Source organism: Kitasatospora sp. NPDC057904, from assembly GCF_042887925.1.
GTDB lineage: Bacteria > Actinomycetota > Actinomycetes > Streptomycetales > Streptomycetaceae > Kitasatospora.
This window is the reverse complement of record NZ_JBHVOL010000004.1, coordinates 543,672-556,023: the sequence shown is the minus strand read 5'-3', so window position 1 is coordinate 556,023 and position 12,352 is coordinate 543,672. Positions and strand designations below refer to the sequence as shown.

At 75.5% G+C, this 12,352-nt stretch carries 11 protein-coding genes and 1 pseudogene; 9 read left to right on the top strand and 3 right to left on the bottom strand.

The features are described from left to right. Nucleotides 1-30 precede the first annotated feature (30 nt). From ACFVSN_RS14160 to ACFVSN_RS14140, 5 genes and pseudogenes are all read left to right on the top strand, one after another. Nucleotides 31-1,560, top strand: coding sequence for a M1 family metallopeptidase (locus ACFVSN_RS14160; RefSeq protein WP_387591935.1), 1,530 nt, complete (start codon nucleotides 31-33; stop codon nucleotides 1,558-1,560). A 350-nt stretch (nucleotides 1,561-1,910) separates the two neighbouring features. Beyond that, nucleotides 1,911-2,435 (top strand): SigE family RNA polymerase sigma factor, encoded by a 525-nt coding sequence (locus ACFVSN_RS14155; protein ID WP_380436341.1) that lies wholly within the window; start codon nucleotides 1,911-1,913, stop codon nucleotides 2,433-2,435. Further along, complete coding sequence (locus tag ACFVSN_RS14150; protein ID WP_387955223.1) at nucleotides 2,422-3,273, top strand: hypothetical protein; 852 nt, start codon at nucleotides 2,422-2,424, stop codon at nucleotides 3,271-3,273. The genes ACFVSN_RS14155 and ACFVSN_RS14150 overlap by 14 nt, the downstream gene beginning before the upstream one ends. A gap of 204 nt (nucleotides 3,274-3,477) precedes the next feature. Beyond that, nucleotides 3,478-3,657: pseudogene (locus tag ACFVSN_RS14145) on the top strand (L,D-transpeptidase family protein); the annotation flags it as partial. Nucleotides 3,658-3,746: 89 nt separating this feature from the next. Further along, nucleotides 3,747-4,442, top strand: coding sequence for a hypothetical protein (locus ACFVSN_RS14140; RefSeq protein WP_387955221.1), 696 nt, complete (start codon nucleotides 3,747-3,749; stop codon nucleotides 4,440-4,442). A gap of 6 nt (nucleotides 4,443-4,448) precedes the next feature. Here the strand turns inward: ACFVSN_RS14140 and ACFVSN_RS14135 are convergent, their stop codons facing one another. After that, nucleotides 4,449-5,546 carry a chemotaxis protein gene (locus tag ACFVSN_RS14135; RefSeq protein WP_380436333.1) on the bottom strand — a complete coding sequence of 366 codons (1,098 nt, stop codon included), beginning with the start codon at nucleotides 5,544-5,546 and terminating at the stop codon, nucleotides 4,449-4,451. A 267-nt stretch (nucleotides 5,547-5,813) separates the two neighbouring features. On the opposite strand from ACFVSN_RS14135, the gene ACFVSN_RS14130 reads away from it, so the two are divergent. After that, a complete protein-coding gene (locus ACFVSN_RS14130) occupies nucleotides 5,814-6,035 on the top strand; it encodes a hypothetical protein (RefSeq protein WP_380494165.1) in 222 nt (73 codons plus the stop codon). Between the two features lie 18 nt (nucleotides 6,036-6,053). Here the strand turns inward: ACFVSN_RS14130 and ACFVSN_RS14125 are convergent, their stop codons facing one another. Together ACFVSN_RS14125 and ACFVSN_RS14120 are read right to left on the bottom strand one after the other, a co-directional pair. Next, nucleotides 6,054-7,646, bottom strand: a complete 1,593-nt coding sequence (locus tag ACFVSN_RS14125) for a sigma-70 family RNA polymerase sigma factor (RefSeq protein ID WP_387955219.1) — start codon at nucleotides 7,644-7,646, stop codon at nucleotides 6,054-6,056. 151 nt (nucleotides 7,647-7,797) lie between these two features. Then, nucleotides 7,798-8,619 carry a CAP domain-containing protein gene (locus ACFVSN_RS14120; RefSeq protein ID WP_380494169.1) on the bottom strand — a complete coding sequence of 274 codons (822 nt, stop codon included), beginning with the start codon at nucleotides 8,617-8,619 and terminating at the stop codon, nucleotides 7,798-7,800. Nucleotides 8,620-9,027: 408 nt separating this feature from the next. On the opposite strand from ACFVSN_RS14120, the gene ACFVSN_RS14115 reads away from it, so the two are divergent. From ACFVSN_RS14115 to ACFVSN_RS14105, 3 genes are all read left to right on the top strand, one after another. Then, a complete protein-coding gene (locus tag ACFVSN_RS14115; RefSeq protein ID WP_380436325.1) occupies nucleotides 9,028-10,572 on the top strand; it encodes an ATP-dependent DNA ligase in 1,545 nt (514 codons plus the stop codon). A gap of 200 nt (nucleotides 10,573-10,772) precedes the next feature. Then, on the top strand, nucleotides 10,773-11,006 hold the full coding sequence (locus ACFVSN_RS14110; RefSeq protein ID WP_380436323.1) for a ferredoxin: 234 nt from the start codon (nucleotides 10,773-10,775) through the stop codon (nucleotides 11,004-11,006). 66 nt (nucleotides 11,007-11,072) lie between these two features. Further along, the gene (locus ACFVSN_RS14105) at nucleotides 11,073-12,287 is read left to right on the top strand and encodes a cytochrome P450 (protein ID WP_387955216.1); all 1,215 of its coding nucleotides are present in this window, start codon (nucleotides 11,073-11,075) and stop codon (nucleotides 12,285-12,287) included. Nucleotides 12,288-12,352: the final 65 nt, after the last annotated feature.

Below are 12,352 nucleotides of genomic sequence, written 5' to 3'. Positions count from 1 at the left end.
ACATCTCCCGTGCCGTCAACCCGGAGAGCGGTGGTCGCCCTGATCCCCCTGCGTCGGACCCGAGCCCGCGGCCGTGCCGGGCTCGCCCTGGTGCTCGCGCTCAGCGCGGCGCTGCTGACCACCGGCGGGCCCGCGGCCACCGCGGCGGACGGGCTGGGCGACCCCGTCTTCCCGTTGCTCGGCAACCGCGGCTACGACGCGCTCGCCTACCACCTCTCGTTCGCCTACCGGCCGGACACCCGCACCGTCGACGCCACCGCGGTGATCACCGCGCGGCCCTCCCGCGACCTGGCGAGCCTGGACCTCGACGCGCTCGGCCTCGACGTCCACGAGGTCCACGTGGACGGCCGGCCCGCCGCGTTCCACACGCACGACGAGAAGCTCACCGTCACCCCGGGCCGGGCGCTGCGCCGTGGCACTACCGCGCGGGTGCGGGTCACGTACACCGCGGACCCGCACGCCAGGCTCCCCCACACCGGCTGGGTGCCGACCGCGAACGGCTTCGCCGTCGCCGGGCAGCCCGCCAGTGCGCACACCGTCTTCCCGTCCAACGACCACCCCAGGGACAAGGCCCGCTTCACGATCGACGTCACCGCCCCGGACGGGCTGCTCGGCGTCGCGAGCGGCGAGCTCACCCGGACCACGCCCCTGGGCGACGGCCGCACCACCCGGCGCTACGTCTCCCGCGAGCCGATGGCCACCGAGCTCGTGCAGGTCTCGGTCGGGGACTACACCGTCCGCGAGCGCACCGGCCCGCACGGCCTGCCGCTGCGCGACGTCGTGCCCACCGCGCGCGCCGCCGACCTCGAACCGGCCCTCGCGCTCACCGCCGACCAGCTCGCCTGGGCCGAACGGCACCTCGGGCCGTTCCCGTTCGAGGCGTACGGGATCCTGCCGGCCGACACCGACGACCCGGACGCGTTCGGCTTCACCGGCCTGGAGACCCAGACCCTGACGCTGTACAAGCCGAACTTCCTGCGCCAGCCCGAGGCGGCGATCGGCTCGCACATGATGCACGAGCTGGTGCACTCCTGGTTCGGCGACAGCGTCTCCCCCGCCACCTGGGCGGACCTCTGGCTCAACGAGGGCCACGCCGACTACTACGGCCTGCTCTACCGCTACGAGCGCGGCTGGCCGGACGCGTGGGGCTACACCACCCTCGTCGACCGCATGCGCTACCTGTACGGCCTCGGCGACCAGTGGCGCCACGACGCCGGACCGGTCGCCTCGCCCACCGCGGCCGACCTGTTCGACAGCCAGCGCTACACCGGCGGCGCACTCGTGCTCTTCGCGCTGCGCGAGCGCGTCGGCGAGGACGCCTTCGACGCGATCGAGCGCACCTTCCTCGCCCGCCACCGGTACGGCAACGCGACCACCGCCGACTACATCCGCACCGCCTCCGAGGTCTCCGGGCAGGACCTCACCGCCTTCCTCACCGACTGGCTCTACGGCCACCGCACCCCGCCCATGCCGGGCCACCCGGACTGGACGGTCGGCGCGCAGCCGATGGCGGCCCGCGGGGCGGCCGGGCCCGTGGAGCACGGCTCCGGCACACTCTGACGGCGGGGCCGATCCCGTACGCCCCGGTCCGGTACGCCCCGATCGCGCCCGGCCCGTGCGTCCGGGCGCCCCGTGCGCGCCCCTGCGCCGCACGGGACGGGCGGCGCATCGTGGTGCCACGGCCCGCCCGCCGCCCGGCTCAGTCCCGGCCGGCTCGCGGGCCGTCCAGCGTTCCGGCCGGGCCGGGCCGCGGCCGTCCGCCGGGGCCTGGGAAAATATCCCCGGAACGGAGACAACCCGAACCGCGGGCCACCGCGTTCCACCTGCCGTGAGGACAACACCACGCACGCGGCCGACCGGGCCGCCACGGCGGACGGGAACGACGGGAACACCATGGCAGGGGCGGCGGGATGAGGGACGCGACACCGGACTTCGAGGAGTTCGTCGCCGCCTGCGGCCCGAAGCTGCTGCGCACGGCCTGGCTCCTGACCGGCGACCCGCACCAGGCCGAGGACCTGCTGCAGACCGCGCTCGCCAAGGTGTGGCCCAAGTGGGACCGGATCTCGATCGAGCACCCCGAGGCGTACGTGCGGAAGGTCCTGGTGAACTCGCACGTCTCCTGGTGGCGCCGCCGCTGGACCGGCGAACTCCCGCACGAGGAGCTGCCCGAGCCGCCGGTGCAGCGGGCCGACCCCTTCGAGGACGTCGTGCTCAGCCAGGTGGTGGCCACCGCCGTCCGGGCGCTGCCGCCACGGCAACGGGCCGTGGTGGTGCTGCGCTTCTTCGAGGACCTGAGCATCGAGGAGACGGCCGACGTGCTGCGCTGCACGACCGGCACCGTCAAGAGCCAGACGCACCGGGCGCTCGCCTCGCTGCGCGGCAAACTGCCGGTCAGGGAACTGATGTTGGACGGGGGACGGCGTGACGGGAACTGACTTCACCGACCCGGACCGGCCGGACGGACCCGGCGGCGCCGACACCGGGGAGGAGCAGGAGCTGCGGATCCTCCTCCAGCAGGCCGCGCCGCACCTCGCCGCGCCCGAGGACCGCATCCAGCGGATCCTCGACCGCGCCGACCGCACCCGGCGTCGCCGGCGGGCCGCCGGACTGGGCGCCGGGCTCACCGGCGGACTGCTCGCCGCCGTGCTGGCCGCCGCCCCGGCGATCGCGCCCTCGGGCCCCCACTCGGGCCCGCTGGGGGCCGCAGGGGCCCCGGTGCCCGCACCGAGCGCGGCCGCGCCCTCGCCCTCCCCCGCGCCCGAAGGCCCGGACGCCGTGGGGCCGTTGGGGCCGGCGATCTCGTTCAGGTCGGTTCCGGAGATGGTCGTCAACGTGCCCAAGGGCTGGTTCACCCAGGACAGCGGCGGGTCGAGCCCCCAGCGCAGCATCGGCACCCTCGCCAATCAGGAGCTCATCCCCCTGTCCAGCTGCCCCGCGCAGCAGTCGATCTGCTTCCCGGTCGGGAAGCTGTACGCCGGCGGAGTCGTCCTGACCTTCCGGCTCGTCGACGACGCCGGCACGTTCTACAGGTACGTGGGCCAGTCCGGCCCGGGCGAGGTCACCGCCGTGGGCAAGGAGTGCGCGAGTGCCGGAGGCAGCGACCAGCTGGTCGGCTACCGGACCGTCGGGACCGGTGCGACCTCGACGCTGGTCGAGCTGACCGCGTGCTTCCGGGGGCCCTCCCTGATCGCCGCCCAGCAGGTGGCGCAGGTGCTGGAGTCGGTCCGCTCCGCGGAGCGGAACAGCCCTGCCGCCAAGGACTCGGTCGGCTGAGCTCCGCCGCCCCTGCCCCCCGTACTCCTTCCGAAAGCCGAACCGCCATGTCCCTACCCCGTTGTGCCCTCGTCGGGCTGGGCGCGCTGCTCCTGATGAGCTGCGCGCCCGGCCCGGCCGCTTCGCCCGCCACCTCCGTCAGCGCCGCACCGACCGCCCCACCGGCGACCGCTCCGGCCGTCACACCCGCCGCCGCGGGCCGCCCCGCGCCGCCCGAACGGCAGCGGCCGCGGCGGCGGCATCTGGCTCCACGTCGACCACGGCGGCCCGACCCACGGCTGCGTCGGCCTGCGCGTCGACGACATGCGCGAGCTGCTCCGCGCGCTCGACCCGACGTTGCACCCGGTGGTCGTCATGGGCGACGCGGCGGCGCTGGCGCGGTGAGCTGTCCATCCCCTCTCTTCCAGATTCGGCGATCGGCCGGGGAAGAACAAGACTGCAATTTCCGGGCGGAGAGGGGGACCCTGGCACCCATGACCTCTTCTCGCCCGGACACCGGGACCAGCAGAGACTCCCTCCCCTCGACTGCCGCGTCCCTGGCCCACGTCCGCTGGATCGCCGGCGGCACCGGCAGCGGCAAGAGCACCCTGGCCCGCCTGCTCGCCGCCCGCCACGGTCTCCCGGTGTACGACGGCGACCTCGCGGAGCACCGGTGGCTGACGCTCTGCACGCCGGAGCAGCACCCGTACCTCTCCGCCCTGCGCGACCTGCCGCCGGGTGCGATGTGGGACGGCCGCACGGCGGACGAGGTGCTGCGCGCGATGCCGAGCATGCACGGGGAGATGCTCGGCTTCGTCGTCGACGACCTCCTCGCCATGCCCACCGACCGGATCGTCCTGGTCGACTACTTCGGGATCCTGCCCGCCGACCTCGCGCCGCTGCTGAGCCGGCCGGGCCAGGCCGTCTTCCTCCTGCCGACCGCGGAGTTCCGGCGGGACGTGCTCCGCGCGCGCTACGCGGATCCGCAGCGCGCGCGGGCCACGTGGGGCGGCCGCGACCCCTCGGCGGTGCTCGCCGAGCGGCTCGCGCGCGACGCCCTCTGGGACGCGGAGGTCCGTGCCCAGGCCGCCGGCCACCGGCTCGACGTCCTGACCGTCGACGGCGCCACGCCGGCCGCCGACCTGGCCGACCGGGTGGCCGCCCGCTTCGGCCTGGACCCCGGGGCGTAGCGGGCGTCAGTACCGCAGGACGGCCGCGATGTGGTCGCGCGAGGCGAGCTCGCCGGACGGGACGAACTGCACGCGGGCGCCGGTGTCGAGGGCGCGCTCGACGATCTCGTCGACCATGTCCACGCGCACGTCCGGCCCGCCGTCGTCGGTGGGCACCAGGTGGGTGTCCGTCACCCGGACGGGCTGCCAGTAGTCCTCCTCCACCGCGACGACGGCGGCCCGGCCCTGCGTGACGTTCTGCCAGACCTCGTCGATGCCGGCGGCCAGGCCCTTCACGCCCTGGGCCTGGCTGAGGCGCTCCTGGACCTCGGCGACAGCCTTGCGGCCCTGGTCGGCCACCGTCGCCCGGACCGCCTCGGCCACCGCGGCCGGGGAGGCGTGGCCGAGTCCGCCGCGCGCGACCTGGGCGGAGGCGCGCTTGGCCGCCGTGCCGACGTCGTCGAGCAGGGAGATCGCCGCCGCCTCGCCGAGCACGTAGAGCGGGCGGGCGTCGGCCTCCAGGACGGCGGCCAGGGCGGTGTCGGCCGAGCGCAGGAACCGGCGGGTCTCCTCGTCGGTGAAGGTGCTCGGCACGTTGCCGATCCGCTCCGTGCGCTCGACGTCCCAGTCCGGCCGGACCTGGTCGACCGGGAAGCCGCCGTCGTGCGGCACCAGCTTCGGCCCCGAGCCGCTGAACAGGGCGGCCCGGTCGGCGGAGACGGTGAGCACCCAGTAGGGCGCGCCGGAGACGTACGCGGCGACCAGGTTGCGGGTCAGGAAGGTGTCCGAGACGACGACCCGGGCCGGCACCGAGCGCGGGAGCGACCACACCTGGTGCTCGCCGGGCGCCGCGAAGATCACCAGGCCGTCCTCGGCGTGCACGAGGTCGACCTCCGCGAGCGCGCGGTCCAGCTGCTCGACGACGTCCAGCCGGTCCGCCCGGCTGACCGCCTCGTCGGCCTGCAGCCTGGCCTTCGCCTCGGCGACGAGGTTGCGCAGGCGCACCGGGTCCTGGGTGTTGTCGGGCTCGCTGCGGTGGGTCGGCAGCAGGACGGAGACGGCCGGGTAGCGCCGGGGGCGGCGCAGCTCGGCGAGGACGGCGGAGGTGAGCTCGGCTGCGTGCATCGGGTGCCCTTCGTGTCGCGGGGGTGGCGGGGCCTGGGACGGTCGGCGAACCCGGCCGGAAGGGAGGGGCGGAAAGATCGATTTGCCGGATTCGTTCCGGAACCCCTCCCCATCCCACCCCGCTCCTAAGCCCCCCGCCACCGGAACGCCCGCGCGCCGGGCCCGTAGCCCGCGCGCCAGGCCCTCGACCCGCGCGCCCGGCCCGCGCCCCCTGCCCCGTGACCCGCGCGGTGCGGGCTCGTTAGCCCGGGCATGAAGAAGCGCAGCATGCTTGCCGTGGCCTCGCTCGCCGTCGGCGTCGTCGCCTCCCTGACCGCCCCGAGCGCACACGCCAGCGCCGTGGGCGGGCAAGAGGGGCTGCCCGCGCCGCTCGGCTCGACGGCCGACCTGGCGCCGGGGCAGGTCGGCGACGCCGGTGGCGTGGTCGGGCACGCCACCGGCTACGTGACCGGGCAGGCGGACGGGCTCGTCCCGGTCACGCCGGCGTAGTCGGGGCGGCGGCCCGGCTCAGGAGAGCGGGGCGCCGAGGTCCTGGGCCCAGTAGGTGCCGGCCGGCCCGGCGGCGACGCCGACGCCGACGTCCTTGAAGCCGCAGTCCAGCAGGTTGGACTGGTGGATGCCGCCGTCCATCCAGTGCGAGACGACGGCCGAGGGGTTGGTCGTGCCGCGGTCGAGGTTCTCGCCCCACTGGGACCAGCGGTAGCCGGCCGCGGTGATCCGGGCGTCGGGGTGGACGCCGTCGGGGTTGACGTGGTCGAAGAAGTTGCGGGCGACCATGTCGTCGGCGTGCTTCTGGGCGGCTCCGTGCAGCCGCGGGTCGATCCGCAGTGGGGCGCAACCGGCCTTCGCCCGTTCGGCGTTCACCAGGTCGACGAGTTGGCGCTCCAGGCTGGGCGGGGCGGTCGCCCTGGACGCGGTGGGCGACGGGGTCGGCGTGGGCGTGGCCGTGGGGGTGTCGGTCGGGGTCGGCGTCGGCGTGGGAGTGTCGGTCACGGCCGCCGGGGCCGGTACCGGGAGGGCGAGCGGCGTCCAGGTCGGGGTGTCGGGCGCGGCGGCCGGGGTGGTCGGCTCCGGTGCCGCCTCCAGCGGCTTCTCGGCGGGGGCCGGCCAGACCAGGGCGAGCGTCGTGACCGCCACGGCGGCCGCCGCACCGCTCACCAGGACGGCCTTCTTGGCGGCGAGCGCGGCCCAGCCGCCGTGCGAGCCGGCCCCGGTGGCGCCCGCGGTGCCCGCCGCGCCGCCGGCTCCGCCCGCGCCGGTGGCGCCCGTCCCCGCCGCGGAGGCGACCGCGGCCGCGGTGACCTTGAAGTGCAGCAGCACCGGCGACCCCATCGGGATCGGCACCAGCGCCAGCCCGGCGAGCAGCCCCTCCGCCGGGAAGAGGTCGCGGCCCAGCCGGTCGCAGGTGGCGCAGCCGCGGATGTGCCGGGCTATGCGCTTGCGCCACACCGAGTTCGGCGTCCCGTCGAAGCCGGCGGTGACCTCGGCGAGCTCCGGACAGCGCGGGTAGGCGCCGAGCGCCCGGACGACCACGCGGCCGGACTCCAGCTGCTTCTTCATCCGCTGCACCCGGACGGCGGTGTGCTGCGGGCTGAGGTCGAGCGACTCGGCGAGTTCGGCGCGGGTCAGCTCGCCGTTCGCCTCCAGCCACCACAGGGAGAGCAGTTCGCGGTCGTCCGGGTCGAGCCAGCGGGTCGCCTCCGCGACCTCCCGGCGCTGGCCGGAGAGGCCGAGCCGCAGGATGGTGAGGTCGGTGAAGTCGGCGCGGGGGTCGGCGACTTCCCACGTCTCGTCGAGGCCGCCGACGGTCGGCTGCTGCTGGCCCGCGGCGTGCCGGCGGCGGACCTGGTTCATCGTGATCGCGACCAGCCAGGAGCGGAACGACGACGGGTCGCGCAGCCCCTCCAGGCCGTCCAGGGCGCGGATCATCGTCTCCTGCGCGACGTCGTCGACGTCGGCGTGCCCGCCGAGCGCGCGCCCGGCCACGTTGTAGACGAGCGGCAGCCAGGCGGCGACCAGCGCCTCCTGGGCCTGCCGGTCGCCCGCCTGGGCGGCGCGCACCAGGGTCGTCCCGGTGCCGCGCACGTCTGTGTTGCGCACGTCAGCGTTCTGCACGTCAGCGTTCATCGTCCGCACTCCGTCTTGCCGTCTTCCGCCCGCCGATGCCTCCTCGGAGACCCCTGGGGAGTGATCAGATAACAACAATTTGCGCGGAATCGGAAAACGGGCCGGTGACGGGCCCGCGGCGGGGTCACGCCGGGGCGGCGAACACCTGGGTCCACCACGGGCCGCCGGAGCCGGTCCGGACGCCCACGCCGAGCTGCTTGAAGGCGCAGTTGAGGATGTTGGCGCGGTGGCCGGGGCTGTTCATCCAGGCGTCCATGACGGCGGCCGGGTCCTTCTGGCCGCGGGCGATGTTCTCGCCCCAGGTGCTCCAGCGGTAGCCGGTCGCCTCGATGCGGTGGTCGGCGTGGTAACCCTCGGGGCTGGCGTGGTCGAAGTAGTTGCGGTCGGCCATGTCGTCGCTGTGCGACTGGGCGGCGGTGGCCAGGCGGGGCTCGGCCGCGACCGGGTCGCAGCCGGCCTTGGCCCGCTCGGCGTTGACGAGGTCGACGACCTGCTGGGCGTACGAGGGGGACGCGCCGCCGCCGACCGGGGTGGGCGCGGACGTCGCCGCGGGGGCGCTCCCCGTGGCGGTGCGCTGGGCGGTGGTGGGCTTGGCGGTCGGGGTCGGCTTGGTGGTGGCGGTGGCGGTCGGGGTGGGCGTCGCGGAAGCGGAAGCCGTGGCGGTGGCGGTGGCGGTGGCGGAGGCGGTGGGCGACGGGGTGCCCGGGTCGGTGGCGGACAGGTTGACGGGCGACTGCGGCGTACCGGGCACGAGGGCCGGCCCCCCGCCGGCCCCGGGCACCTGGATGCCCTCGTGGGTGCCGGCCTCGGCGGCCATCAGCGCGTCCAGTGCCACCGCCTGCCCCGGGTCCCGGTCGGACTGCTTGCCCGCGTACGCCGCGTACCCGGCGCCCGCCAGCGCCGCGAGCAGGCCCGTCCCGGCCACCGCGACGACGACCGTCGACACCGGGACGAACGCGCCGCGCCTGCGGCCCCGCCTGCCGCGCCCTTCGTGGCGATCGGTGTGCCGCTCGGCTGCCCGGCGCGCGGCACGCCCTCCGGAACGGCCGCCCGCGCCGTCGGCCGATCCGGTCGCCGGGAGGATGGTCGTCCTGTCTTCGCTGTTCACCTGGCCACGCTTTCTGTCCGGGTCGGCGGTCGGGTGCCGACACCTGGGAGACCCTCCGGCGCGCCGCCGATAACAAAAATTCCGAACGAATGTCCGGCGGACCGGTCACGGACCCTGCCGCGAGGACCGGGCACCGTCCGGACGGTGCCCCCGTGCCGCGCCCCCGTGCCGCGTCTCCCGGCGGGCGCTGCGGAGGCCCGACAGGGATTCTGGAGGTGTCCGAAGCCGTCCGCCCGAGGAGGTGCCATGGCCCTGCGCGAGCTCGCCCTCACCTCCCGGGCCGTCGCCGCCGAGTCCGGCCGCAAGGCGAAGACCGCGCTGCTCGCCGCGTGCCTGCGGGAGTTGGGACCGGACGAGGCACCGGCGGCCGTGGCACTCCTGTCGGGCGAGTCGCAGCGGCTGCGCACCGGCGTCGGGTACGCGGGCCTGCGCGACCTTCCGCCGCCCGCCGACGGGCCCGGCGAGCTCGGCGTGCGGGAGGTCGAGCGGGAGCTGGAGCGGATCGCCGCGGTGCACGGGGCCGGGGCGCAGGGCGAGCGGCGGCGGCTGCTGACGGAGCTGTTCGGCCGGGCGACCGAGGTCGAGCAGGGGTTCCTGCGGGCCGTGCTGGTCGGCGAGTTGCGCCAGGGCGCGCTGGACGCGGTGGTCGGGGACGCCGTCGCGCAGGCGGCCGGGGTGCCGGTCGCGGCGGTGCGGCGGGCGCTGATGTTCCGCGGCTCGGCCCGGGCGGTGGCCGCGGCGGCGCTGACCGGCGGGGTGCCCGCGCTGGCCGCGTTCCGGCTGGAGGTGGGACGCGCGGTGCGGCCGATGCTGGCCGCGTCCGCACCCGACGTGGCCTCGGCGCTGGAGCGCACCGGCCCGGCGGCGCTGGAGTGGAAGCTGGACGGCATCCGGGTCCAGGTGCACCGGGACGGTGGGGACGTCGCCGTGTTCACCCGCAGCCTGGACGACATCACCGCGCGCGTGCCCGAGGTGGCCGAGGCGGCGCTCGCGCTGCCGCTGCGCTCGGCCGTGCTGGACGGCGAGGCGATCGCGCTCGGGCCGGACGGCCGCCCGCGCCCGTTCCAGGAGACCGCGGCGCGGACCGCCACCCGCCGGGACCCGGACCGGCTGCGGGCCGAAGTGCCGCTCAGCGCCTACTTCTTCGACCTCCTGCACCACGACGGCGAGGACCTCGTCGACCGCCCCGGCGGCGAGCGCTGGGCGGCGCTGGCCGACGTGGTGCCGCCCGGCCTGCGGGTGGCACGCACGGAGACCGGGGACCGCGCCGAGGCGCTGGCGTTCTTCCGCGACACGCTGGCCCTCGGCCACGAGGGCGTGCTGGTCAAGGACCCCGCGGCCGGGTACGCGGCCGGCCGGCGCGGCGCGGGCTGGATCAAGGTGAAGCCCCGGCACACCCTGGACCTCGTGGTGCTGGCCGCCGAGTGGGGCAGCGGCCGGCGCCGCGGCCGGCTCAGCAACCTGCACCTGGGCGCCCGGGCGGCGGGCGAGCCCGGGCTCGGCCCGTGGGTGATGCTCGGCAAGACGTTCAAGGGCCTCACCGACGAGACGCTGGCCTGGCAGACCGCCGAACTCCTCGCCCGGGAGACCGGCCGGGACGACCGGACCGTGCGGGTCCGGCCGGAACTCGTCGTGGAGATCGCCTTCGACGGCGTCCAGCGCAGCCCCCGCTACCCCGCCGGGCTGGCCCTGCGCTTCGCCCGGGTGGTGCGCTACCGGCCGGACAAGGACCCGGCCGAGGCCGACACGGTCGCCGCCGTCCGGGAGATCGCGGCCGCCGAAGGGCTGTGAGCGGGGTCGCACCGAACCACCCTTGACAAACTGACGTCAAATCAAACCTCGTGCTGCCAAAGGTCGTTCCGTCCCGGACCGAATCGGCCAATCTGCGCAAACCCGCCACGACACCCTCCGGGTGCGCCGCACCACCGGGTTAGGTTGGCAATGCCCAGGTTGGCATTGCCAACGAGCAACGAGTGCAGGAGGGAACGCCCATGAAGGTGAGCCTCGACCGGGACCGCTGCTGCAGCTCCGGCCTGTGCGTCTCGAACGCCCCGGAGATCTTCGACCAGGACGACCACGACAGTCTGGTGAGACTGCGCCGGACGACCTTCCAGCCGAGCGAGTACCCCGACCTCAGACTCGCCGCCGAACTCTGCCCGTGCGGCGCGATCACCGTCACCGAGGACACCGCCCCGGCCGACGGACCCGCCGCGACCGGCCGTTAGCCCAGCGCCTGCGCTCCACCCGACCCCACCCGGGAGATCCCCACCGCGACGCCGAGGAGTACCGCCTTGACGACCACGCCCGCGCCCACCACCCCGGTGCTGCCCGCCCCGCACGACATGCGCTGCCCGTTCAGCCCGCCGCCCGCCTACACCGACGCCGCCCGCACCGGCTCCGTCAGCCGCGCCGCCCTGCCCGACGGCACCCCCATCTGGCTCGTGACCGGCTACGCCGAGGTGCGCACCGTCCTGTCCGACCAGCGCTTCAGCGCCGACGCCCGCCACCCCGCCTTCCCCCTGTTCGCCCCCGACCGGCGCGAACTCATCGCCGAGAACCCGGCGTTCATCCGGCTCGACGACCCCGAACACGCCCGGCTGCGCCGCATGGTCACCGGGGACTTCCTGGTCAAGCGGGTCGAGGCGATGCGGCCCGAGATCCAGCAGATCGTCGACGACGCCCTCGACCGGATGACCGACGGCGTCACCGAGGCCGACCTGGTCGGCGCGTTCGCCCTCCCGGTCCCGTCGCTGGTGATCTGCCTCCTGCTCGGGGTCCCCTACGAGGACCGGGAGATGTTCCAGGCCCTCAGCGCCACGCTGCTCAACACCTCCGCCCCCAAGAAGGAGGTCGCCCGGGCCAACGACGAGATCCTCGACTACCTCGGCGGACTCGCCGCCCACAAGAAGGAGCACCCGGCCGAGGACATCCTCAGCCGCCTCGCCGCCCGGGACGACCTCACCCTGCGCGAGATCGCCTCCACCGGCGTGCTGCTCCTGATCGCCGGCCACGAGACCACCGCCAACATGATCGGGCTGTCCACCGTGCTGCTGCTCCGGCAGCCCGAGCGGATCGCGAAGCTCGCCGACCCGGCCGCCGTGCCCGGCGCGGTCGAGGAACTGCTGCGCCACACCACGATCGTCCACACCGGCCTGCCGCGCGTGGCCGTCGAGGACATCGAGCTGGACGGCACGCTCATCCGGGCCGGGGACGGCGTCTTCGCGATGCTGTCCACCGCCAACCGGGACGAGGGCATGTTCGGCGGCCCCGACCGCACCTCGCCCGACGACGTCGACCTCGACCGCGACGCCCGGCGCCACCTGGCCTTCGGCTTCGGCGTGCACCAGTGCCTCGGCCAGCCGCTGGCCCGGGCCGAGCTGCAGATCGCGCTCGCCACCCTGTTCCGCCGACTGCCCGGCCTGCGGCTCGCGGTGCCCGAGGACGATTTGCGGTTCCGCTCCGAGAACATCATCTACGGACTGAAGTCGCTGCCCGTCACCTGGTGACCCGGCTGGCCCCCGGGCCGGGGCGGGGGCAGGCTGGAAGGGCGAACGACAGACCCGGCCTGCCG

Bases quoted from the DNA above. Each gene is read 5' to 3' on its own strand.
- ACFVSN_RS14155 (WP_380436341.1), top strand. From the start codon at position 1,911: ATGAGGGACGCGACACCGGACTTCGAGGAGTTCGTCGCCGCCTGCGGC.
- ACFVSN_RS14140 (WP_387955221.1), top strand. From the start codon at position 3,747: ATGACCTCTTCTCGCCCGGACACCGGGACCAGCAGAGACTCCCTCCCC.
- ACFVSN_RS14135 (WP_380436333.1), bottom strand. From the start codon at position 5,546: ATGCACGCAGCCGAGCTCACCTCCGCCGTCCTCGCCGAGCTGCGCCGC.
- ACFVSN_RS14130 (WP_380494165.1), top strand. From the start codon at position 5,814: ATGCTTGCCGTGGCCTCGCTCGCCGTCGGCGTCGTCGCCTCCCTGACC.
- ACFVSN_RS14115 (WP_380436325.1), top strand. From the start codon at position 9,028: ATGGCCCTGCGCGAGCTCGCCCTCACCTCCCGGGCCGTCGCCGCCGAG.
- ACFVSN_RS14110 (WP_380436323.1), top strand. From the start codon at position 10,773: ATGAAGGTGAGCCTCGACCGGGACCGCTGCTGCAGCTCCGGCCTGTGC.